Consider the following 25,206-nt stretch of genomic DNA (forward strand, 5'->3'; position numbering starts at 1 on the left):
CAAAGCTAAGTAAAAGAAAGAAAACTAGTGTTACGGGATAACAGTAAACATTAAGAGGTAAAGAAGCGGATAGATATAAAAGGGTAAATATTCATGTGTTCTGTTGATAATTTTGTTGCTAATAGTTAGATTTTCAAATCTAACGAGATTAGTAAGATACACTGTTATCAGTATTTTGGGCCAAGACCAAATAAAGTGAAAAGATAAAATGATAGATCCTACTCCTAAGGTAAGTAATGCATTAAAAATATTACCTACATGTTTTTTTATACTTAAAAATTGAAAGAATTCTACCCACATCCCTGGTTGTAAAAAATGAGACAAACCAACTATTCCTAGATTTATTGCGGTAAATAATTCTATGGATTGAATGATACTCATTATACGATCTATTGATTTTTTTGAGCACAAACAATGAGGGTCTCTACTTTCATTGTTTTTCCGTCAATTTCTTGTCCCGGTTCCTCCTTTTCAATATGATTGGTAACGATAAAGTCATTATTGCGTAATAATTGAAATACTTCTGATTTAGTAAACATATCAAATCCATATTTCACAAAAGGATATGCTGCCATACTTGATTTTGGTCTTAAAGAAATAATCAATTTCCCATTGGGCTTTAAAACCCTTCTAATTTCTTCTAAAATACGTTGGGGGTCTTCCCAAAAATAAATGGTATTAATGGTGAAAACAGTATTAAACTCACCATCTTCAAAAGGAATCTTATCGGCATTGGCTAAGAAAAAACCAACTTTTCCTTCTTTTATTAACTTCTTATTTAGGGTAGTGGCCTTATTCACCATTTCTTTAGAATAATCACAACCCTTATATTGTACAGTATTTTCAAGAGTAAAAATGTCTTTCACAAAAAAACCATTTCCCATACCGATTTCTAATATTGCATCATTTGCCTTTGGGACCAATGCATTAATAGTGTGAAGGTTGATAAGTTTATTACCGACATTCATCTTTTTACCCATTTCTATTCCCCAATCTCCCTCGGGTTTTCGTAATTGTTGGGCTATGTTTTTAAGTTGTTCTTCTGTCATTTTTGGATTAAAAAAAAGGGATATAACAATTTATTCTATTTCTTATCAGGATTACTACTTTTCTGATCACTACTATTTTTAAGCTCAATTAATGTTAGTTGCGCGGCAGCACACAGTTTTTCTACACCATTCTTTATGATAAATACTTCTGATTTACAAATCGTTAAAGTTTTTCCATTTTTTAATACGCTTGATTTCCCTATTAACAATTCTCCGTCTCCGGGTGCTATTAAATTGATCTTAAACTCTACTGTTAGAACAGAGGAGTTTTCTTCCATCAATGAAAATCCAGCATATCCTGCTGCATTATCGGCAATTGTACTAATGATGCCAGCATGAAAAAAACCATGTTGTTGTGTTAAACTCGAATGATAAGGTACATGAATCTCGCAATATCCCGGTTGAACATCAATCAGTTGTGCATTGATTAGCTTCATGAACTCTTGACGTTCAAAGCTTTCTTTAACTTTTTTCTTATACGTATCTGATTTAGGCTCGAATTTCATTCTATGTGAAAAGTAACAAAATTATGCTTAATAAGAGACTAATTATCTAGAAAAATCAATTCGTAAGATCTTTGTTTGCTGTGGTGAATAAAGGTAATGATACTTTATATTTTACGACCAGTAATCGAATTATAATGATTAACATGGCAGTAGAGATATATGTGATATTTTGATCCAAATCAAACGAGTATAGCACCATAAAACAAACTCCACCTGCAATAGAAGCGGTAGCATATATTTCTTTTCTGAAGAGTACCGGTATTTCATTACATAAAATATCTCGTATTACACCTCCAAAACATCCAGTTGTAGCTCCCAGAGCAACCGAAACAATAGGTTCTAATCCTGCATTAATCCCAGTTTCAACCCCAATTATCGTAAATACTCCTAATCCAATAGTATCAAATAAGAAAATCGATCCTTTAAGGTAATCGAGCTTATTTCTAAAAATGATAGAAAATATAGTTACTCCTCCTATTAAATACATCGTGGTTGTATTTTGCATCCAGGAAACCGGGGTATTACCTATAAGAATATCTCGAATAGTACCTCCACCAATAGAAGTGACAAATGCAATGATAAAAATCCCAAAGAGATCTAATTTTCGGTGCATTGCACTTAATGACCCCGATATTACGAATGCAATGGTTCCTAAAATATCTAAGATATTAAAAATTGTCATTTCATTGATTTTGAGGTTAAATGTAATATAACTTATCTGATTTTAAAATATTAAAGTTTTGTGTTATTTACATAATAAAAAAGAAACATGTTTTTAAGAAGCAATTAATTATCTAAACTATTCACAAACTCAAATTACGATTCACAAATCGTTTTATTGGTCTGAAATCTTAACTGTTACTTTTAGTAAATAATATATTTAAGATACTTTAAAAATGAAAGAAAAATTACTTACACTAGGTTTATTTTTTATGGCTGTACATAGTTACTGTCAGATTATTAATTTTCCTGATGCAAACTTCAAAAATAATTTACTTAATCATTCTCCTGCAATCGATATAAACAATGATGGCGAAATTTATGTAGCAGAAGCGCAAAACTTTACGGGCAATCTTTGGGTTAGTTCGGCAAACAGCATAGTTGATTTAACCGGAATACATTTTTTTACCAATATTACCGGCTTTTACATGAGAAATAATTTGATAACCGAATTAGATTTGAGTAACAATAAATACCTAAGAGTTGTTCAGGTAGACGGAAATCAAATACATAAAATGAATTTGGGAAACAACCTTGTTTTAGAAGGATTGTATTGCTCTTTTAATGAATTAACCGATTTGGATGTAAGCAGATACCCATCTTTAAGTTTTCTAGATTGCCGTGGTAATCCAGACCTTAAGGCATTGGATATAGCAAATGGAAATAATCCCGTGACGAACTTTTATCTAATCGCTACTAATAATCCAAAATTAGCATGTATTAATATTGATCCAGGATTCACTCCTCCTGTAAATGGACATTGGCAAAAAGATACTTCGGCTAGTTATAGTCATGTTTGTCCGCAAAGTGCAAGTACTCAAATAGATTTGGGACCTCTTTCTGATGAGGTGCCAGAATCAGGTAAAAGAGTAAATAATGACATCATTGTATATCCAAATCCGGCAAATAACTTTGTTAATATTCGATCTGAAGAAATAGTAAAGAAACTCACTTTGTATACATTCGTTGGAGAAAATGTAACAGAGAAACAGAATACTAATGAACTAAATATTTCAGAGATAAAGAGAGGAATATATTGGCTTGTGATAGAGACAAAAAGTAAAACAATAAGAAAAAAGATTATAAAAGAATAATATACTTCGTAACCTATCTAAATCGCATACTATCATGAGAAACTACTTACACATATTAGTTTTAATACTCAACCTTTCTTTTTTTAACCAGTTCTATGCGCAAGATCAAATGGTTTATTTATTAGAACCCTCACGAGACGGGAAAAAACAACAAATTTTGCAAATTGGTGAAAACAATGGTGTAAAATTATTAGCTATGGCCTCTTGTAAACAATGTATGCCAGCTGTTTATACTTATAATCCAGACGCAAGTAAAGCTTCAGGGAAAACTATTTATGGTACTTCGGGTATCTATGTGATCCCTTATGATGAAAATAGCTATATATCTGTAGCTCCTAAAACACCGGCAGTAGCTATAGGAGAAGGTATTTGGGAGACTTTTTTATATGCCAATTTCTTTAGTGCAGATAAAGCTAAGGTCGCTGGTATGAATAAAAAGAAAGTAGAAGATTGGGCAATAGACTTTTCAAAACAGATTATGACAGGTGGGGTTGGCGCACAAGCTGTTGATAGTGATAGTAACCTTTATTATCCAGCCGCAAAAGAATTGCATAATGGAGAGTCGTTTAATTCGGTGAATATAGATGTTGAAAAAGGCAAAGAACTACTCTTAAAATTATCTAATGGTCATAGCGAAGATTATAGTTTTATGATAGAACTAAGTAAGGTTTTAGGAGTCGATGTTTATGATGTTGGAGGCAATAGACGAGAGTATATGTTTGTAGAAAGTCCGCTATCGATTATTTGGGCAAAATATAGTTCGGGAAGTGATTTAGGAAAATCTACATGGGGTACATACGAGACTTTTAATTATTTTCATAAAGATCAAAAAGTAATACGAAATTTACTGGTGAGTAAAGAAACTCAGGATAAAATAGATGCAAAACTGGAAGATTGGTCATTAAAGGCAAAGGAATACACAGAAAAGACATATGCTGCAAAGGAAGCCGAAGCCATAAAAAACAGACGTTTGCCAGCAAAAGGATTTAGTAACTTAGCATTAGAAAAACAAGCTACACTGGCGGCAAAATCCTGGGCAAGCCAATATCACTGGGAAGAAACGATTATCAAAGCTTATTTCACGGGTAACGATTGGAGCATTTACAGAAATACACTAACAGGTGTACAGCTTGGCAGACGAATATCGGGTGTTATTATTATGAAACGTAAGGATGGTAAATGTAGTTTTCAGTATGCGACATTTGCACAACAATACAATGGTAACGGGTATCAAAAAGTTTTTACAGAAGGTATTGTTAGAGGGCAGAATGTTTTAGAGTGTACCTATGTGAAGTAATAACCATGATCCTATCAGTATATAGTGTTTTTATGATAGAGTTAACTCTACCAGATTAGGCAATCTGGAAACATAAAACAGTTATTCGGAAACAATTTTATTTATATCGAAAAATTATTTTTATAATTGATAGTATAAAAAAATGGATGAAAGAAATTATAGCGCTATATAAAAAAATAATTGCGATTGGTACTGCCGATACATTCTCTGATATACAAAACAAACGAACAAGACTTGTAAATATTTATGTTTTAATTTGTTTACACACGTCAATGATTTTTTATGTAGGAGATTTAATTTTTGTTCAAAAACCGATATCAGACCATTTTACAGCGTACGTTTCTTACATTGCCTTAATAAGCATATTAGTATGTAACAAAAAACATCTTTTTGATTATGCAAAAATCATGTGGATTGCATATCTATTTGTCTTTATTAATTTATCGGCATTAAAAGTTAATCCCGGTATCTATACAGAGTATTATTTTCTTTTGATTCCGGGAATTTGTTTATCTATTTATCAAAAAAATAGCATTCCGATTATATGCACATTGTTAAGCATTATTTGTTTTTTTATCCCTTATTATTTTTTTGATATTTACCCAGTAGATCACCCTAATAGAATACAAGTTGTAGTTATTACTTGTTTGTTTTACAGTATTTATGCAATAGTAAATTATTTTAAAAAGCATAATATTGCTAACGAAGAAAAATTAGCATTGGCATATAAACAGTTAGAGGAGACAAAAAAAAGTGAGGTAGCACATTTACAGCTAAAATCTTTAAAAGCACAAATGAATCCTCATTTTATGTTTAATGCCATGAATTCGATTCAGAACCTGGTACTTAAGGGAGATAAACAAGAAGCATATGATTATCTAACTCAATTTGCCACTTTAATACGAGGTAACCTTAATATGAGCGAAAAGAGCTTTGTGTATTTTGAGGAAGAATTGTCTCTTTTAAAAAAGTACTTAGAATTAGAACGCCTTAGGTTTAGAGACTCTTTAGAATATAGTATTGAGGGAGCAGATACTATAGGAGATATAAAAATTCCATCTATGATTATTCAACCTTTTGTAGAGAATGCGATAAAACATGGGTTGTTACATAAACAGGAAGGTAAGAAAATATTAAAATTAGAATTTCAGCAAGATGAGGTTTTTAAGTGTATTATTACCGACAATGGTGTAGGGTTAAGAGCATCTAAAACCATAAATAAAGTAAATGAAGCAAATCAATCTTTTTCTACCAAAGCAATTGAAGATAGATTGTTATTATTAAAAGATTACTACAAGACAGATATTGGTTTTACCTACGAAAATGTGAAAGTAGGTACTAAAGTAATTTTAAAAATACCTTATACCATAATAAGTGACTAAGATGAATGCTATTATTGTTGATGATGAAATAAATGCAAGAGAAAATCTAGGCTATTTACTAGATTCCTTTTGCTCAGAAATTAATGTAGTAGCCGAAGCAACGCATGTAGATGAAGCTGTAAAATTGATAAATAAACACAAGCCAGAACTGGTGTTTTTAGATATCGAAATGCCTCAAAAGAACGGGTTTCAACTTTTGAATGCATTTGAAGACGTTCATTTCCATATTATTTTCGTCACTGCTTATGATCATTATGCCATAAGAGCATTTCAGATAGCAGCAATAGATTATTTGTTAAAGCCCATTGATGTTTCGCTTTTAAAGAAAGCAATAAAAAAGGTAATACGAGTACATAACAACTCGTTTGGTTATGATCGCATTGAAACCTTATTAGAAAACAGGAAAGGCTTAAAAAAAATAGCAATCCCTTATAAATCAGATTATGCTATTTTGGATATAGATAATATACTGTGTATAGAAGCAGATAGAATGTATACCATCTTATATACCGTAGATCATAAAAAGTATATGGTTGCCAAAAAATTAAGCTATTATGAAGAGCTATTATGTAAAGACACAGATTTTATAAGATTACACCGTTCTTGGATAGTGAATAGTAATAAAATAGAAACTTATTCTAAAAAAAATAAAGAAGTTGTGTTACAAACACAACTTGTAATACCCGTAAGTAAAGGTTATAAAGATAATTTTGAAGCCATTTTTTATACTTAAAACATAAGAGCTGCCACATATTATAAGTTGATTGCTTTTCATTTGTCTACAACCAAATCATAAAAATAGTTGCTCTCTATCCAACATTTCTTAAAATCACGTAGAAAAAATATTGTAATGGATTTAAGAAAGGTTTTCTATTTTTTTAGAAGAAAAAGTAGCAACTATTTTTCATTAGGAAATTAAAATGATCCATTCGGAAGTAAATTCTTAGTTCAAACTACCAAAATATTCAGTTTTGTGATGAATTTTAAAAACCCATTTCATGAAAACAAAAATATTTTTTTTAAAGAGTTTATTAGTAATTGGACTATTAATTTCTAGTTGTAATACAGATGATGATCAATTGATTAATTTAGCCCCAGTAATTAAAGCACAATCTTTTAGTGTATTAGAGTCAATTGCCGATACAGAAGTAATTGGTACAGTAACAGCAACAGATACAGAGAAAAATGAATTAAGCTATAGTATTACTGTAAACAACGATGACCTGTTCGAAATCACTAAGACAGGAGCATTAAGTCTTATTACGGGGAAAAACTTGGATTTTGAAACCAAAAAATCTCACGAAATTACAGTAGAGGTAACCGATGGCAACACTAAAACAAATGCAAAAATAACCATTAATGTAACTGATGTTGATGAAAATGTGGCTCCAGAGATAGCCAATCAGGATTTTTCATTTGCAGAAGATGCTTCTGGAGTGTTAGGAACTATTGTTGCTACAGATTCGAATAATGATGATCTTACATTTTCAATTACAAGCACCACTCCACAGAACACTAGTATTTTCGAGATATCAAACTCTGGTGAGATAAGCTTAAAGGCTAGTGAGAATCTTGATTATGAAACTCAAACCAGTTATACTTTAAATATAGAAGTATCAGACGGGAACTTAGCCACTACAGCTGTAATACAAATAGAAATAACCGATGTAAATGAAGCTCCGGTATTTGTTAATCAACCCGGGTTTATAGCAGCAGAAGATATTGCAGATACAGTATTGATAGGAACAGTAAGCGCAACTGATCCAGAAGGTAATAACCTTAGTTTTGGCTTGTCGGGTAATCCAAGTGGTCTTTTTGAGATTAGTAATGATGGTGATTTAAGTTTGGCACCAGGAAAAAATTTAGATTATGAGACAGATACTAGTCATACTATTCAGGTTCGTGTAACCGATGGGAACTCTACAGTATTTAAAAATATATCACTTATGGTAACCGATGTCCCAGAAGTTATAGCAGTGTTTTAAATATATTTTTAGTATCCTATTTACCATTGGTATTTAGACTACTTTAAAGTTTTACATGCCCTCACAAACAATTCTGAATCAAATTTAGAATGAACTTTGTGAGGGCTTGATATTATGATCTGTTTTTTAATGAAATAGAAAGGAAAAAAGAGTAATTATGATAGTTATACTTACTATTCATAAACTCAAACTATCGTTCGCAAACTGTTTCATGAGCACTAATTCTAAACTGCCTATTTTTGTTGCATGAATGTAATTAAAGCAATATTGGTAGATGATGAGCAAAGAGCAAGAAACGTTTTATCCAATTTGATAAAACGTTGTAATTTAAATATAGATATTCTTGCTCAGTGCAGTTGCCTTGAAGATGCTGTAAAAGAGATAAAAGAATTACAACCCGACGTTGTTTTTTTAGATGTACAAATGCCTAACTATGCTGGATATGAGATTGCAAATTTCTTTGAAGAAATGAATTTTGATATCATTTTTGTAACCGCTTTTGATGAGTATGCTATAAAAGCTTTTGAGTTATCGGCTATAGATTATCTGGTAAAACCTATTGATAGAAGACGATTAATAGAAGCTGTAGAAAAACTGCAAAGCAAAATAGAAAAACAAAAAAAGATCGAAGATTACCAGGTTTTACTAAACACTATAAAAGAAAAAGAGTATAAACAGATCATACTTCCCGAATTAGGCAATAGACGTATTATTGCTATTAATACTATAATTGCTATTGAAGCAGATGGGTCATATAGCAAAATTTATACAACCGAAAGTAAACCGGTGACCACAAGTAAAAATCTAAAATACTTTGAAAACCTACTTCCCGAAGGCACCTCTTTTTTTCGCTCTCACAGAACCTGGATGATAAATTTAAAGTATATTGAAGTCATAAATAAATCTAGTTTGACTATAACATTGGCACAAAATATAACCGCCAAAATCTCCAGAACTCGTTTTAGTTCTTTTGAGAATACAATACGATAAACTTTATGAATGTACTACTACAATTAATTAACCTCGGAATTACAGAAAACAGTACTCCGTTAGAGATAAAACGTTCTAAAGTTCTTAATTTTTGTTCTTTAATCTCTTTATTTGTTTCGTTGTTCTTTTTATGTTTTGATTTTGCAATACAACAATTGACAACATCCAGGGTAATGATTTTGATTGCAGAAATTGTTATATTTTGTGGAATACTGTACTTGCAAAAATTAGAACATCTTTTTATATCCAGATTAGCATTTATATCTGTAGTCATGCTAATTCTTTTCTTGCATGCAAACTTTACATTTAGAGGGTTTTATGCAGAGTACCAGTATATGGTAATTCCTTTGTTTTCATTATTGTTTTTTGATAAAAAGTATATTCATTATATCGCGCTTGTACTTTCTATAACTTTATTTTATCTACCCAATTATTTATACCCCATTTATCCCGAAAAATACTTTGGATATACCAATGTTGTATTTATGTTCATAGGCGTATTTTTTATTGTGAATCTCTTTAGGAATCTAAACATAAAAAATGAACTATCCTTAAAAGAGAATAATGATAAGTTACAGAAACAGAATAGCATTATAGAAACGCAAAAGCTACTGTTAGAAAAGGCGTACTCAGAATTAGAAGTAAGCAAAAAGAATGAGCTGGCATTTTTACAATTGAAGTCTTTAAAATCCCAAATGAATCCTCATTTCATATTCAATTCGCTTAATTCTATTCAGGATTTAATCCTTCAGCAAAATACAGACGCCTCTTATGACTATATCGTTTTATTTGCACAATTGGTAAGAAATACCTTAAACTATTCTAATAAAGACTTTATTGCTATTGATAAAGAATTAGAGTTTTTAGAAGTATATCTTGAACTAGAGAAATTAAGGTTCGAAGATGATTTTACATACACTATTCAGCATACAAATACAGAAGGTCTATCGGTTCCTTCATTAATTGTACAACCATTTATAGAAAATGCGCTAATCCATGGCTTACTACATAAGGCAGGTAAAAAACGACTTACCATAGATTTTATATTTACGGACCATCTTTTATGTACTATAACCGATAATGGTATTGGTAGAAAAGAAGCAAAGAAAATCCAGGAACGACAAGGAGTTCGTCATCAATCTTTTGCGCTAGAAGCTATACAACAACGATTAGAAATCTTAAAAGAGCAATATGGTGCAGGGGTAGGATATCATGTACAAGATTTATATGATAATGAGCTTACTACAGGAACAACAGTAGAAATCAGAATGCCTTTTCAGAAAAAATACTGATTAGTAGGAATATTTGAACTTATAATGGGATAAAGGATGATAAAAAGAATAACAGTCTGGTATAAAAAAATAATAGCTATTGGTATCCACGACGAATTTAGTGCGATACAAAATAAACATACAAGACTGGTAAATATTTATATACTGATTGCTTTACATACCAGTATACTTTTTTATATAGGGGATTTAATTTTTATTCAAAAGCCTCTAAGTTCGCATATCATAAGTTATATATCTCAGTTTTATTTAATTTCTGTATTGATATGTAATAAGAAAGGTTTTTTTGGGTTCGCAAAAATGTTGTGGATTTTATATTTATTCATTTTTATAAATTTATCTACCGTAATGGTTAACCCTGGGATTTATACAGAGTATTACTTCCTTCTAATCCCGGGAATTAGTTTATCGATTTATCAAAAAAAAACTTTACCAATAATATTTACATTGGTAAGTATAGCTTGCTTTTTTATTCCTTACTATTATCTTGATATATACTCTAAAGATCACCCGAACAGGATGAATGGTGTAGTGGTCATAATTTTATTTTATTGTATTTACGCAATAGTTAATTATTTTAAAAAACTTAATATCCGTAATGAGAAAAAATTGGAGTTAGCTTATAAAGAATTAAAAGAGTCTAAAAAAACAGAATTGGCCCTACTACAATTAAAATCGCTAAGGTCGCAGATGAACCCGCATTTTATCTTTAACTCTCTTAATTCTATTCAGGATTTAATCCTGCAACAAAATACAGATTCTTCTTATGATTATGTAGTATTGTTCTCACAACTGGTTAGAAATACCTTAAACTACTCTAATAAAAACTTTATTGCTATTGATAAAGAATTAGAGTTTTTAGAAGTATATCTTCAATTAGAGAAATTAAGATTCGAAGATGATTTTACATACACTATTCAACATACTAATACAGAAGGTTTATTGGTTCCTTCACTAATCGTACAACCTTTTATAGAAAATGCGTTAATACACGGACTTTTACATAAAGAAGGTAAAAAACAACTTACCATAGATTTTACATTTACAGACCATCTTTTATGTACTATAACTGATAATGGTATTGGTAGAAAAGAAGCAAAGAAAATCCAGGAGCGACAAGGAGGTCGTCATGAATCTTTTGCCCTAGAAGCTATAAAACAACGATTAGAAATCTTAAAAGAACAATATGGTACAGCGGTAGGATATCATGTACAGGACTTATATGATAATAAGCTCGCTACAGGTACAAAAGTTGAAATCAGAATGCCCTACAAAAAGAAATATTAATCCTGTTCACAAACCCAAATTGAGTTTCACAAACTCATTTGTACTCTTCTATATAGTCATCTGTATTCTTGTTGAAGATTATATGTAGATGAATTTAACCTACATCTATATAAACACTTAATATAAACTTCAAAAAAAGGTAAAACTTTTAGTAATTAATCCAGTGGCAATAATTTTTTTATGAAGGTTATTACAATTTCTTTACTACTCATTATTCAGATAACATACGCGCAAGAAAAAGAATTAGATAGTATCAAAAGGAGGGTAGATACTTATCTTCAAAGAGATTCTACAAGAGTTCAACTTTTAAACCAATTAACCAAGTATTACACACTTCGGGATATCTCAAAAAGTAAAGCTTTACTTCTAGAAGCTATAGAGATTAGCAAAGAGATTGGTTATATAAGTGGATTAGGTAGCTCATATACGGGTTATAGTATTTTTCATACTCAATCAGGTAACTATGATAAAGGTCTTGTTTATGCCTTAAAAGCAAAAAAAATTCAAGATAGTATTAATGATGTGTCTGGCTTATTATTAACCAATAATTGTATGGCTAGAATATACATTCATTTAAAAAAATCAAAAAAGGCAATCAAAATTCAATTAGAAAATTTAGAGCTTTTAAAAAACCAACCGTTAAGTCCTCAAAAAGCGGGAATACATTTTTATTTGGCTAATGCCTATGGCGAGATAAATAATTTTGATGAAGCAGAATTTCATTATAAGAAAGCCAAATATATTGCTGAGAAAACAAAATTTACAACAGGGGTTTACATTGCAAATTCGTCATTAGGTGTATTAGCAAATAGGAGAGGTAAGTTTAAAGAAGCAATTCTTTATTTGAAGCCAACTTTGAAATTTTATGAAGAAAATAATCAATCGGCCAATATTGCACATACTAATTTAGAAATGGCAAAGTCCTATGCCAATATAGGAAATGTTAATAAAGCAATAAAGCTTACTGACAAAGCAATACGTATTTATAAAGATCAAAAAAATCTAAAATCATTACAATCTGCATACTTAAACCAAAGTAACTTCTATAAACGAATTAATAACTATTTAAAAGCTAATAAATTTTTAGAAGATTACTATAAGATTAAGGATAGTCTTTTCTCTTATGACAATAAAGTCGTAATGGAAGAAATGCAAGTTAAGTATGAAACAGAAAAAATAAAAAAGGACAAAGAATTAGCTGAACAAAAAGCAATTGTGGTCATTGCCCAAAAAAGACAGAATAAAGAATATTTCATTATCACTTTGGCAGGGATAGGTTTCTTATTCCTACTTTCATTGTTTTATTTTGAAAGAACTAAAATAAAAAGAAAAGCAATATTTCTTTCGCGAGAATTAGAAGAAACCCAAAAACGACTAGAGATAGAAAAACAATATAAAGAAAGCGAATTAAAGGCTTTAAAATCTCAAATGAATCCTCATTTTATATTTAACTCCCTCAATTCTATTCAGGATTTAATCCTTCAGCAAAATACAGATTCTTCTTATGATTATATCGTTTTGTTTGCACAATTGGTTAGAAATACCTTAAACTATTCTAGTAAAAATTTTATAGTAATAGAGAAAGAACTAGAGTTTTTAGATGTATATCTTCAACTAGAGAAATTAAGATTTGAAGATGATTTTACATACACTATACAAAGCATAAATACAGAGGGTTTATCTGTACTTTCTCTAATAGTTCAACCTTTTATAGAAAATGCATTACTGCATGGTTTGCTGCATAAAGCTGGTAAAAAACAACTTACTATAGATTTTACTTTTACAGATCACTTGTTATGTACGATCATCGATAATGGTATTGGTAGAAAGGAAGCAAAGAAGATACAGGAGCGACAAGGTAATCACCATGAATCTTTTGCCTTAAATGCTATACAACAGCGATTAGAAATCTTAAAAGATCAGTATGGTACAGATGTGGGATATCAGATATTTGATTTATATAATGATCAATTGGCTATGGGTACCAGGGTAGAAATCAGAATGCCATATCAAAAAGAGTATTAATTGGTGATGTAGTTCTATGTACTGTAATAAAAAACGGATTATAGAAAATTAAAATCAGCTTGAGAGGTATGTACATGCATTATCAGGATAAGAACTAAATGGTATTATCCCATACAAAATAGGCTAAACCCCACTTGCCTAAGTGGAGGAGGGTACTTATATAAGTGGATAAGTTGATGGCATATATGTTATAGGGGTACTTATGGTAGTGGGTGCTGCTACCTGTAACTCTGGTTAGGGGTACTTCGATTAGTGGGAGGGGGTACTTAAAAGAGAGGTGTGTCCTATGTTTAACAGAGGAAGTACCTGTGTTGAACATAGGATGTCCCTGTGTTTGCACACGGGGAAGGGCACTTCTGCAGTAGGGGGAGGGTACTTGATAAGTACCCCCAGGTATCCTATTTTATCCTAAAAAAGTTTAAACGACTTCATTTTTTATAGCTTTTAAAATATAGATTGCCAATTCATTTATATAATGGTATACTTCATATTATCAGTAGCATACCTTCTTTTTTATAGCAAACTTTTCCATTCACAAACTCAAATAGCGTTTCACAAACTCATTTGTTTGCTTCTGCCTGGTTGTCTGTATTCTTGCCAATGATTAGTAATTCAAAAAATTAAAATATGGTAAAACAACTACTCCGATTTCAATATTTATTTCAGAATGTATTGCGCTTTTCTAAACCAAAACATAGCTATATCGCTGTTTTAGTAATTGGTAACTATTTGGAAACAAAACATTCTTAAAAAACTATTAGAAGGAATCCCTTCCTTTTCTAACACTCTCAAGTATACATCGAAAACAAACATCAAAAAAAGTAACCCATAATAATGAGAAACTGTACTATGAAAACAATTAAATTACTTTTGCTAGGTATAGTAATACTAGCACTATCTTGTAGTAAAGATGATGATGCTACACCACCAGTTAATAAAGCGCCAGAGATCAAGGCGCAATCCTTTACCGTATCAGAATCAGCGACAGATACAGATGTATTTGGTACCGTAAAAGCAACCGATCCAGACAAAGATGCATTAAGTTATAGTATTACCGCAAACAGTGATAACCTATTCGAGATCACAAAAGCAGGAGCACTAAGTTTGGTAGCAGGAAAAACATTAGATTTTGAAACCAAAACTTCTTATGAAATCACTGTAGAAGTGACTGATGGTAAAGCCAAAGCATCTGCAAAAATAACAATTACCGTGACAGATGTAAACGAAAATCAATCACCAGTAATTGATGATCAAACATTTACAGTAGCCGAAGATGTTACAAATTCTGTTATTGATGTCGTAACAGCAACAGATCCAGAAGGAGATACATTAACCTATAGAATTAAAGATAATGATGATAACCTATTTGAAATTGCAGGAGATGGGATACTAAGTCTTGCTCCTAATAAAGTTTTGGATTACGAATCAAGGACTAACTATGCAATTACCATAACAGTTTCTGATGGAAATGGAGGAGAAAGTTCTGCTAGAATATATATTAAAATAACCGATGTTTTAGAAACGGGAGATGAAGCATTTAGGGTTCGTACTCTAGCAGGTAATGGAACTCATGGTTTTACAAATGGTACGGGTACATCAGCGCAGTTTTCAACTCCAATAGGAGTAGATATAGATAGTAATGGTAATATCTATGTAGCAGATCGAAACAATAATGTTATTCGCAAAATTACTCCGGCAGGGGTAGTGAGTACTTTTGCAGGAAGTACTTTTGGATACGCAGATGGTACGGGTACTGCTGCTAAATTTAATAGCCCTTATGGCATAGCTATAGATGCAAATGATAATATATATGTAGGAGATTATATAAATCATCGCATTCGTAAAATTACTCCGGCAGGTGTGGTGACTACATTAGCAGGTTCTGGTGTTGCAGGTTCTGCAGATGGCACGGGTACCGCTGCACAGTTTAATGAACCTTATGGATTGGATGTAGATAGTAATGGCAATGTTTATGTAGCAGATTATGGAAACAACCGTATTCGTAAAATTACTCCCGCTGGTGTGGTGACTACCTTTGCAGGAAGCTCTCGTGGTTTCGCAGATGGCACAGGTACCGCAGCCATGTTTAAAGCTCCACATGATGTTGCAGTAGATAATAATGATAACGTATATGTAACAGATGGTTTCAATCACCGTATTCGTAAAATCACTCCGGCAGGTGTAGTTACTACGTTTGCAGGAACTAATCAAGGTTTTGCAGACGGTACAGGTACGCAAGCGAGGTTTAATACTCCAGAAGGTATAACTATTGATAATTCAGGAAATCTATACGTAACAGATCGGAGTAATCACTGTATCCGTAAGATTACATCTACAGGTGTTGTAAGTATTCTTGCAGGATCAAATGATTTTGGATTTGTAAATGGTACAGGAGCAACAGCGCGATTCAGACAACCTGCAGGGATTACAGTAAATGCATCCGGAGTTTTTTATGTCACAGATGAATCAAATCACAGTGTTCGTAAAATAGAACCTTTTTCAAATAATTAAAAAACATAGTATGAAAACAATAAAACTACTGTTGCTATGTACAGCAATATTACTACTATCCTGTAGTAAAGATGATGATGCAACGACCCCTCTGGTTAATAAAGCACCAGAGATTGCAGCACAATCCTTTAATGTATCAGAATCGGCAGCAGATGCAGATGTATTTGGTACCGTAAAAGCTACCGATGCAGACCAAGACGAGTTAAGTTATAGCATTACTGCAAACAGTGATGGTCTATTCGAAATCACTAAAGCGGGAGCATTAAGTTTGATAGCAGGAAAAACATTGGATTTTGAAACCAAAACTACTCATGAAATTACTGTAGAAGTAACTGATGGTAAAGCCAAAGCAACTGCAAAAATAACGATTACAGTTATCGATGTAGATGAAAATATGCCACCTGTTATTGCAGCACAAAGTTTTACTATTGCAGAAAACAGCTCTTTTAATACAGTTGTTGGTTCTGTGGTTGCTACAGATCCCGATGGTGATACGCTAACGTATACACTTACTAACTCTATTGGTACAGTAGCTACATTTGAAATTGTAGGTAATGAGATCAAACTAAAATCAGGTGTTTTAAATTATGAAGATTTTACAAAACATAATGTTACTATTACTGTAGACGATGGTACACTTACGGCATCGGCACAGGTTACCATAAATGTTACAGATGTAAATGAAGCGCCAACATTCCCGGATCGTAATTATAGCTTTACCAAAGCCGAAGATATTGATGATACGGTTATTATTGCTACAGTAACGGCTACAGATCCAGAAGGAGCTACACTATCCTATAGCCTTCAGGTAAATCCTGGTAGTCTTTTTGAGATCAATAGCTCTGGTGAGATAAGCCTGGTAACAGGAAAATCACTGGATTATGAAACAGTTACTACTCACAATGTAAAAGTAAGAGTTACAGATGGTAATCTAATCGATACTCAGGATATTATTATAAATGTAACCGATGTAAATGAAGATGAATATACCGTAAGTCCTTGGATGGGTAATGGTACTCCTGGTCTTGTAAATGCAGTAGGACAATCTGCAAGATTTGATAATCCAAAAGGGATGGTTGTTCTAGGGAACAACATTTATATAGCAGATGCAGATAATCATGTTATTAGACATATAGACATTACTACAGGAGCCGCTACCATTTTTGCAGGTTCAGGTGTTGCAGGTTCTGCCGACCATGCAACAAATAAGCTTAGTGCTCAATTTAGGAACCCTTCTAGTGTAGCAGTAGACCGTTTTGGTAATATATATGTTGCAGATACAGGTAATCACTCTATCAGGAAAATTACGGCAACATCAGTTACTACTATAGCAGGTGCAGGTATTATTGGATATACAGATGGTAATGCATCCATTGCTCGATTTAGATTTCCTACTGGCATTACTGTAGATGAGGATGGTTTTAATGTTTATGTAGCAGATCATGGAAATCACGCTATAAGAAGAATAAGCATCGCAGGAAATGGTACTACAACGGTAAGTACCATTGCAGGAAATGGATCCAGTGGAGATGTAGATGGTCAGCACGGTACCTCTAGGTTAAACTTACCAACGACCATAGCGCTTCACAAAACCCAAAACCTATTATACATAACAGACACTGGAAATAACAAGATCAAAACAATACCTCGTGGTGGATCGACCATAACTACTTTAGTATCAAACGGAACTGGTTTTGCACGTCCTTATGGTATTGTACTCGATCAAAACAACGACATTTTTTATACTGCAAATTATGATAATCACAAAGTTTATAAATCGGTTAAAGGTACTAATGGTGATTTTACCACCACAGCTATAGCTGGCTCATCGGCAGGGTTTGTTAATGGCCCGGGATCTACAGCCAAGTTTAGAGGACCTTGGGGTATTGGGTTAAATACTCAGGGAGTACTTTTTGTTAGCGAGTTCAACAATCATGCGATTCGCAAAATTACAAAAACACAAACGCCTTAAAACTAGACTAATTCAATCCACATCTCAGGTTTTAGGACTTGAGGTGTAGATTGATGTTTAGTAAAACGATGATATACCCAAAATTTAGACTATAATACAATGAAAAAAATTTCCAAAGCTCTCATGCTTTTTACTATTGGGATAGTATTACTTCTTAGTAGTTGTAGCAAAGATGATGAGGCAACAACGATTGTAACTCCGCCAACCAATACAGCACCAGAAATTAAGGCACAATCTTTTAACGTATCAGAAACTGCAGCCAATACAGATGTATTTGGTATGGTAAAAGCTACCGATGCAGACAAAGATGAGTTAAGCTATAGCATTACTGCAAATAGTGATGATGTATTTGAAATTACTAAAGCAGGAGCACTAAGCCTGGTAGCAGGAAAAACATTGGATTTTGAAACCAAAACTACTCATGAAATTACGGTAGAAGTAACCGATGGTAAAGCCAAAGCATCTGCAAAAATAACGATTACTGTTATTGATGTAGACGAAAACATGCCACCGGTAATTACGGCACAAAGTTTTACCATTGCAGAGAATAGCTCTTTTAATACAATTGTAGGTAGTGTAGTGGCTAGTGATCCTGATAATGATAACCTTACATATACCATGACTAATCTTGCAGGTGCTGTAGCCGAATTTGAAATGACGGGCAATGAGATCAAACTAAAATCAGGATTCTTGGATTATGAAACGCTTACCAGTCATACCGCAACAGTTACAGTAAACGATGGTACATTTACAACATCTGCGCAGGTTACTATTACAGTTACAAATGTAAATGAAGCGCCTGTTTTTGGGAATAGCTCTACTACATTTACTGCTGCCGAAAATATAGCAGAAACTGTTGTTATAGGTACTTTGAGTGCAATAGATCCAGAGGCTGATGCGGTTAGCTATAGGTTGGCTAATAATGTACACAGTGATAATTTTGAAATTGATGTGAATACTGGTGAAATAAGCCTAAAATCCAGAGGGAGCTTAGATTTTGAAACCAGGACAAGTTACTCATTCCAAGCCCATGTAAGTGATGGAACGTTAAACGCAACCCCTGTTACAGTAACCATAAACATTACCAATGTCTCTGATGTAAATGTAGAGAGTATTTTAGCTCTTAATAAACAGCAAACAGGAATAGTGGTAGATGCTTCGGGAAATATATATGTAGCAGATACTCGTAAAGATCGTATTCTTAAATATTTTTCTTCGGGAGGAACAACTGTTCTGGCAGGATCTGGCGTTGCAGGATTTGCAGATGGTCCTGGTATAACTGCTCAGTTTGATAACCCTAATGGTTTGGCAATAGATACAGCAGGAAACATTTATGTTGCTGATACTGGTAATCATCGAATTAGAAAAATTACTCCTGCCGGAGTAGTATCTACTATTGCAGGATCGGGTATTAGCGGTTTTGTAAATGGTACAGGTACTGTAGCTCAGTTTGATTCCCCGTATGGGATTGATGTACACACAAATGGTGATATATATGTAGCAGATACAGGTAATCATAGTATCCGTTATATTAATACTGCTGGTGTAGTATATACACATGCAGGGACAGGTAGTAGTGGTCTTGTTAATGGCAACACCACCACAGCCCAGTTTAATGAACCTATTGATGTAGTTATAGGTCTATCCACAAACCTATATATAGCAGATGCTTCTAATCATGTGATTCGCCAGATTACCGATACGGGATCAGTACTCACTCTTGCAGGGTCTTCACAGGGATATACAGATGGTGTTGGTACAGTGGCTCAATTTAGTTCTCCGTATGGAGTTACCCGAGATACCAATGGTAATATATATGTAGCCGATAAAGATAATCATCGTATTCGTAAAATTACTCCGGCAGGAGTCGTGTCGACCTATGCGGGTTCTGGTACTATGGGCTTAGTTAATGGTAATGCTGCAGTTGCCCAATTCAATGAATCTATCAACCTGTGTATAGATGGTTCGGGAACCATTTTTGTTACCGATTATAATAATGATTATATCCGAAAAATATTTGTTCAATAAATAATAACACAAATAGGGTTTACTGTAAAAGTTTTACAGTAAACCCTATTCAACTTAAATAAGATGATATTATGAAAACTATAAAACTACTGTTGCTATGTACAGCAATAATACTACTATCGTGTAGTAAAGATGATGACCCTGCTATTACACCGGTTAATAATGCCCCAGAGATCAAAGCACAATCTTTTAATGCTTCAGAGTCGGCAGCAGATACCGATGTATTTGGTACTGTAAAAGCTACCGATGCAGATAAAGAGGAGCTAAGCTATAGCATTACTGCAAACAGTGATAATCTATTCGAAATCACTAAAGCAGGAGCATTAAGCCTGGTAGCAGGAAAAACACTGGATTTTGAAACCAAAACTACTCATGAAATCACTGTAGAAGTAACCGATGGTAAAGCCAAAGCGGCTGCAAAAATAACGATTACGGTTATCGATGTAGATGAAAACATGCCTCCGGTTATTGCAGATCAAACATTTAGTGTGGCAGAAAATATAAATACAACAGATGTAATAGGTACTATTGTAGCAACTGATCCAGATGGCGATAATTTGACTTATACACTTACTAACCCAGATAATCCTACGACGGCATTTATTATTGAAGATGATAAGATAAAACTATCCCAAGGAGAGTCGTTAGATTTTGAAACTACAACTAGTCATGTTGTAACCATTACCGCAAGTGATGGAACACTTACGGCATCTGCACAGATTACTATTAATGTTACTGATGTAGTAGAAACAAGTACCGTAACAGTGAGTACTTTTGCTGGGAGCTTTTCTGGGTATGTAGATGCTACAGGTACCGCGGCAAGATTTGCTCTTCCTTCAGGGTGTGCAATAGATAGCCATGGTAATCTCTTTGTCGCAGATGTATCTAATCAACGTATTCGTAAAATTACCCCGGCAGGAGTAGTAACTACCTTTGCAGGGAGCACTTTTGGATATGCAGATGGTACAGGTACTGCGGCACAATTTAATGCCCCATATGATATTGCTATAGATGCAAATGATAATCTTTATATTGCAGATTCTAATAATAATCGTATTCGTAAAATTACTCCGGCAGGAGTAGTAACCACGCTTGCAGGTTCTGGGATATCTGGTTCTGCAAATGGTACAGGTACAGCAGCAAGATTTAATGGCCCTAGAGGGGTAGCAGTTGATGCTTCAGGAAATGTCTATGTTTCAGACTATGGTAATCATCGTATTCGTAAAGTTACTCCAACGGGAGTAGTAACAAATCTTGCAGGAGGGTCTCCAGGTTTTGCAGATGGTACAGGACTTAATGCAAGGTTTAATCACCCATCTGGATTAACAGTAAACAGTAACGGAGATATATACGTATGTGATAATGCTAATCATCGCGTTCGTAAAATTACTCCAGCAGGAGTAGTAGCTACTATTGTAGGGAATGGTACCGCAGGTTTTCTTGATAATACAGGTACTTCTGCAAGATTTAGCTACCCTAGAGATATCACCGTAGATGCCAATGATAATTTGTATGTGACAGATTTTGGTAATCGTAGAGTTCGTAAAATTACTCCTGCTAAAGTAGTTACTACTATTGCAGGTAATGGATCTACAGGTTCTACAGATGGTGATGGGACAGTTGCAACATTTAATTCGGCTTATGGTATTGCTTTTGCAGGTTCGGGAACTTTTTATGTAACCGATAATGGAAGTAGCCGTATTCGTAAAATTGTCATTTCTAATAATCATTAAAAAAAGATAAACCAGACACTATTCTAAATTCTAATATTTGGGATAGTGTTGCTATGTTACCTTATAATTTTGAATACAATAAATTACTATAAAGAAAACTAAAATGAAAAAAATCACAATCTTAGGATTATGCATATTATTTTTTAGCTATAACCTAAAAGCGCAAGGAGGGATAAAACATCAAACCGAAGAATTAGAATCTATACAGGCAGGAAATTATACCGCGTATTTAACACAGCAGAGCAGTAGTGGTACCTATGAAGGAGGCTTGGATGTATTGCTATATAAAATTACCAATTTTAAAGACTATAGAATTCAGCCAGGAGCACACAAAGAGGTGTACATGTTGTTCGGAGAAGATCCTGATCGCCCCGATGATCATAAAGAAACCATGTTTTTACCCGATAATGAAGCATTCCCGATAACCTATGTTCAAAAAGTTTTTGAAGGAAGCCCGGCAATGCAAAAAGAGATAGGATATTCTCCTAGAATTAATAGGCTGTCTGATGGAAATCGAATAGTTTTTATTGATGGTAAAATTTTTATGATTGAAGATTGGGTAGATAAGGATAATTATAAACTTGAAGCTGTTTTGGAGTTTCAAGCTAAAAAAATGGGAGGTTTAAAAAAGATGAAGGAAGTGATGAAATCTCCTAAAAAAATGAAGGCAATGCAGCCGCATAAGACGCTTCAGGAATATTTAGACAATGCATATCATAAACAACAAGAAGTATATGCAAAATGGATAAAGGATTCTAAAAACGCAGCACTTATTGAAAATATAGACCAGATTAGAGAATTTATAATAGGAGCGATTAATAAGCAAAGAGATGACTGGTATAATTCTGCAGAGTATAAGCGTATTAAAGAAAGAAATGCATCTGCAAGACAAAGCAGTCTCGAAAGCGAAGTGACTATTACTAACAATACAGGAAAGGACATTTATATTTATGCAGAAGGCTCTAGCAATGGATCACGAGTTTCAGCAAATGGAAGAGGTACTTTTAATTGTAAGAAAAACCAATACTATAGTTTTAGTGGAAACTCATCTGCAAGTAACGGGACTTTGGTTGTTACAGCAAATCAAAGCTGTGGTACAACGGTAAATGTAAATTAAAGACACTTGTTGTTGTCTTTACAAGTACTCATCCTACCCTGATTTGAATTTGTTTTTAGAAGATAAAACTTTTTCTAGAACGATTGAAATGGATAACCAGAGGCAGACGTAATAATCGTCTGCCTCTTTGTTGTTTATAATGAAAATATTTATGCTTTTTATGTTGATATACTATTGCAAAAGTAGTTGTTGTAATTGGTAGCTGTAGTAAATTCAATATATAAAGCTTAGATATAAGATGTCTATATAGATATAACAATTCTTAATAACTTTACTGTAAGGTTTATGATCAAATTGCTACTTTTACATCATATAAAATGATGAGAATATGTCTGATACAATAGAAAGAATAAAGTGTCTTATTATAGGTTCGGGTCCTGCAGGATATACTGCAGCAATATATGCAGCAAGAGCAGATCTTAAACCCATTATGTACACCGGTATGGAACCAGGTGGCCAATTAACAACTACAACAGAAGTAGATAATTTCCCCGGATACCCAGAAGGAATCGATGGGCCAACAATGATGGTACAATTACAACAACAAGCAGAGCGTTTTGGTACAGAGGTACGTATTGGGATGGTAACTGCTGTTGATTTTAGTAAAGAAGTTGGAGGAATCCATAAAGTAACCGTGGATAACGCTACGCAGATTGAAGCAGAGACCGTTATTATCTCTACGGGAGCTACGGCAAAATACCTGGGATTACCTAGCGAACAAAAATTACGAGGTGGTGGAGTATCGGCATGTGCGGTATGCGATGGGTTCTTTTACAAAGGACAGGATGTAGCAATTGTCGGAGCAGGGGATACTGCAGCAGAAGAGGCTACATACCTAGCTAATATATGTACTAATGTTACGATGTTGGTTCGTAAAGATCATATGAGAGCTTCTAAAGCTATGCAACATCGAGTAAATAATACATCCAATATTAAGGTGATGTATAATACTGAAGTTGATGAGGTATTAGGAGATCAGGTGGTAGAAGGATTACGAATGGTAAATAATCAGACAGGTAATAAAGAAGAGATCGAGATTACTGGTTTGTTTATCGCTATTGGTCATAAACCAAATACAGATATCTTTAAAGGACAATTAGATATGGATGATACCGGATATTTGATTACCGAAGGTAAGTCTACAAAGACGAATATTCCGGGAGTGTTTGCCTCAGGAGATGTTCAGGATAAAGAATACAGACAAGCTGTTACTGCTGCAGGAACAGGATGTATGGCAGCTCTGGATGCAGAACGATATCTGGCAACAGTAGAAACTAGTGACGAAGTTTCTGCCTAAGCCGAAAAAAATATAGCATTAAAAAAACATCTCGCTTAGCGAGATGTTTTTTTAATTTATCTTAAACCTACTAGGAACGTAGTCTATATTTTTCTTATACAAAATAGCTTCATTGGAAAAGGTGTTTATGATGACCTTTGGTTCACCAAGCAGGTAAATTTCGGTTTTATCTTTAGCTTCAATACTAATTTCTTCGTTGGTCAAAATATAACAATCACTGGCACCTTCTGCGATTAATGTAGTTTTGGCAACACTCAATTTTTCACCATAAAAATCGGTGTCGCTATCTACTCGTACTAACATCGATTTTACTTCTCCTTCAAGTTTAGCATATCCTTTTTGGTATAAATCTACTTTAAGACTATCGGTTGTAATAATTCCTTTTATTTCTGAACTTTCATTTATTTGATAAGTAACTTCCTGAGCTGTAACATGTAACTCTACTATCGATTTTCCATTGGTTATACAATCTACTTCATTGGCATCAGCTGTAAGAAATACTTCGGCATTATCATTTGCATTTACAATTAGTTTAGTAGTGTTTATAGGAGACAATGATCTAACATTTACTTTGTCATATAGTATAATTTTCTTTAATTCTGAAGCATAAGAGATATCGAGATTTAATGCTTTTGCACGTCGCATATCCCGATCCGACTTGATTGTTAAAACACTATCTACAACTTCTACCTGTATAACCTCTTGCAGATTACTATCTGCTTCGATCTTTACTTGATTATCATTACTTTCATCTAGTGTAACTTCGAAACCTTCATGAATTTCTATGGTATGGAAGTCTTCAACGTCTAGTTGTTCTGTGCTAACAATTTTGTTGCCTTTAATTTTTTCCTTTTGTCCATAGGTGTTTCCCAATACCAGAAATGCCAATAATAACAATAGTGCTCTCATATTTGTGCGAAATTT

20 protein-coding genes are annotated in these 25,206 nt (G+C 33.4%); 15 read left to right on the top strand and 5 right to left on the bottom strand.

Annotation, left to right across the window (positions count from 1 at the left end):
- Nucleotides 1–30: 30 nt before the first annotated feature.
- The 4 genes from NNL09_RS15460 to NNL09_RS15475 are packed head-to-tail and all read right to left on the bottom strand — an operon-like array spanning nucleotide 31 to nucleotide 2,237.
- Nucleotides 31–381, bottom strand: a complete 351-nt coding sequence (locus NNL09_RS15460; protein ID WP_196909778.1) for a hypothetical protein — start codon at nucleotides 379–381, stop codon at nucleotides 31–33.
- 8 nt (nucleotides 382–389) lie between these two features.
- Nucleotides 390–1,049 (bottom strand): class I SAM-dependent methyltransferase, encoded by a 660-nt coding sequence (locus NNL09_RS15465; protein ID WP_196909779.1) that lies wholly within the window; start codon nucleotides 1,047–1,049, stop codon nucleotides 390–392.
- Between the two features lie 35 nt (nucleotides 1,050–1,084).
- The gene (locus tag NNL09_RS15470) at nucleotides 1,085–1,555 is read right to left on the bottom strand and encodes a PaaI family thioesterase (protein ID WP_196909780.1); all 471 of its coding nucleotides are present in this window, start codon (nucleotides 1,553–1,555) and stop codon (nucleotides 1,085–1,087) included.
- A gap of 55 nt (nucleotides 1,556–1,610) precedes the next feature.
- Nucleotides 1,611–2,237, bottom strand: coding sequence for a trimeric intracellular cation channel family protein (locus NNL09_RS15475; RefSeq protein WP_051476154.1), 627 nt, complete (start codon nucleotides 2,235–2,237; stop codon nucleotides 1,611–1,613).
- Nucleotides 2,238–2,451: 214 nt separating this feature from the next.
- Here NNL09_RS15475 and NNL09_RS15480 point away from each other — a divergent pair, with 214 nt between their 5' ends.
- The 15 genes from NNL09_RS15480 to trxB all read left to right on the top strand — a co-directional run bounded on the left by NNL09_RS15480 (nucleotide 2,452) and on the right by trxB (nucleotide 24,282).
- On the top strand, nucleotides 2,452–3,369 hold the full coding sequence (locus NNL09_RS15480) for a T9SS type A sorting domain-containing protein (RefSeq protein ID WP_025667986.1): 918 nt from the start codon (nucleotides 2,452–2,454) through the stop codon (nucleotides 3,367–3,369).
- A 34-nt stretch (nucleotides 3,370–3,403) separates the two neighbouring features.
- Complete coding sequence (locus NNL09_RS15485) at nucleotides 3,404–4,666, top strand: hypothetical protein (RefSeq protein WP_196909781.1); 1,263 nt, start codon at nucleotides 3,404–3,406, stop codon at nucleotides 4,664–4,666.
- A 146-nt stretch (nucleotides 4,667–4,812) separates the two neighbouring features.
- Complete coding sequence (locus NNL09_RS15490; protein WP_196909782.1) at nucleotides 4,813–6,048, top strand: sensor histidine kinase; 1,236 nt, start codon at nucleotides 4,813–4,815, stop codon at nucleotides 6,046–6,048.
- A gap of 1 nt (nucleotide 6,049) precedes the next feature.
- The gene (locus tag NNL09_RS15495; protein ID WP_196909783.1) at nucleotides 6,050–6,781 is read left to right on the top strand and encodes a LytTR family DNA-binding domain-containing protein; all 732 of its coding nucleotides are present in this window, start codon (nucleotides 6,050–6,052) and stop codon (nucleotides 6,779–6,781) included.
- Between the two features lie 265 nt (nucleotides 6,782–7,046).
- Nucleotides 7,047–8,033 carry a cadherin repeat domain-containing protein gene (locus NNL09_RS15500; protein ID WP_196909784.1) on the top strand — a complete coding sequence of 329 codons (987 nt, stop codon included), beginning with the start codon at nucleotides 7,047–7,049 and terminating at the stop codon, nucleotides 8,031–8,033.
- 246 nt (nucleotides 8,034–8,279) lie between these two features.
- Nucleotides 8,280–9,023, top strand: a complete 744-nt coding sequence (locus tag NNL09_RS15505) for a LytTR family DNA-binding domain-containing protein (protein ID WP_025667979.1) — start codon at nucleotides 8,280–8,282, stop codon at nucleotides 9,021–9,023.
- 5 nt (nucleotides 9,024–9,028) lie between these two features.
- On the top strand, nucleotides 9,029–10,315 hold the full coding sequence (locus tag NNL09_RS15510) for a sensor histidine kinase (protein ID WP_196909785.1): 1,287 nt from the start codon (nucleotides 9,029–9,031) through the stop codon (nucleotides 10,313–10,315).
- Between the two features lie 36 nt (nucleotides 10,316–10,351).
- A complete protein-coding gene (locus NNL09_RS15515) occupies nucleotides 10,352–11,599 on the top strand; it encodes a sensor histidine kinase (protein WP_196909786.1) in 1,248 nt (415 codons plus the stop codon).
- A gap of 180 nt (nucleotides 11,600–11,779) precedes the next feature.
- The gene (locus NNL09_RS15520) at nucleotides 11,780–13,624 is read left to right on the top strand and encodes a histidine kinase (RefSeq protein ID WP_196909787.1); all 1,845 of its coding nucleotides are present in this window, start codon (nucleotides 11,780–11,782) and stop codon (nucleotides 13,622–13,624) included.
- An 849-nt stretch (nucleotides 13,625–14,473) separates the two neighbouring features.
- The gene (locus tag NNL09_RS15525; RefSeq protein WP_196909788.1) at nucleotides 14,474–16,135 is read left to right on the top strand and encodes a cadherin domain-containing protein; all 1,662 of its coding nucleotides are present in this window, start codon (nucleotides 14,474–14,476) and stop codon (nucleotides 16,133–16,135) included.
- 10 nt (nucleotides 16,136–16,145) lie between these two features.
- Nucleotides 16,146–18,107 carry a cadherin domain-containing protein gene (locus tag NNL09_RS15530; RefSeq protein ID WP_196909789.1) on the top strand — a complete coding sequence of 654 codons (1,962 nt, stop codon included), beginning with the start codon at nucleotides 16,146–16,148 and terminating at the stop codon, nucleotides 18,105–18,107.
- Nucleotides 18,108–18,206: 99 nt separating this feature from the next.
- The gene (locus NNL09_RS15535; RefSeq protein ID WP_196909790.1) at nucleotides 18,207–20,135 is read left to right on the top strand and encodes an NHL repeat-containing protein; all 1,929 of its coding nucleotides are present in this window, start codon (nucleotides 18,207–18,209) and stop codon (nucleotides 20,133–20,135) included.
- Nucleotides 20,136–20,206: 71 nt separating this feature from the next.
- Nucleotides 20,207–21,868 (top strand): cadherin domain-containing protein, encoded by a 1,662-nt coding sequence (locus NNL09_RS15540; protein WP_196909791.1) that lies wholly within the window; start codon nucleotides 20,207–20,209, stop codon nucleotides 21,866–21,868.
- Between the two features lie 103 nt (nucleotides 21,869–21,971).
- Nucleotides 21,972–22,985, top strand: a complete 1,014-nt coding sequence (locus NNL09_RS15545; RefSeq protein WP_196909792.1) for a hypothetical protein — start codon at nucleotides 21,972–21,974, stop codon at nucleotides 22,983–22,985.
- Nucleotides 22,986–23,313: 328 nt separating this feature from the next.
- Nucleotides 23,314–24,282 carry a thioredoxin-disulfide reductase gene (trxB, locus tag NNL09_RS15550; RefSeq protein ID WP_025664654.1) on the top strand — a complete coding sequence of 323 codons (969 nt, stop codon included), beginning with the start codon at nucleotides 23,314–23,316 and terminating at the stop codon, nucleotides 24,280–24,282.
- A 51-nt stretch (nucleotides 24,283–24,333) separates the two neighbouring features.
- Here the strand turns inward: trxB and NNL09_RS15555 are convergent, their stop codons facing one another.
- Nucleotides 24,334–25,191 (bottom strand): GIN domain-containing protein, encoded by an 858-nt coding sequence (locus NNL09_RS15555; protein WP_196909793.1) that lies wholly within the window; start codon nucleotides 25,189–25,191, stop codon nucleotides 24,334–24,336.
- Nucleotides 25,192–25,206: the final 15 nt, after the last annotated feature.

Source organism: Aquimarina sp. EL_43, assembly GCF_943422735.1.
Classification (GTDB): Bacteria; Bacteroidota; Bacteroidia; order Flavobacteriales; family Flavobacteriaceae; genus Aquimarina; species Aquimarina megaterium.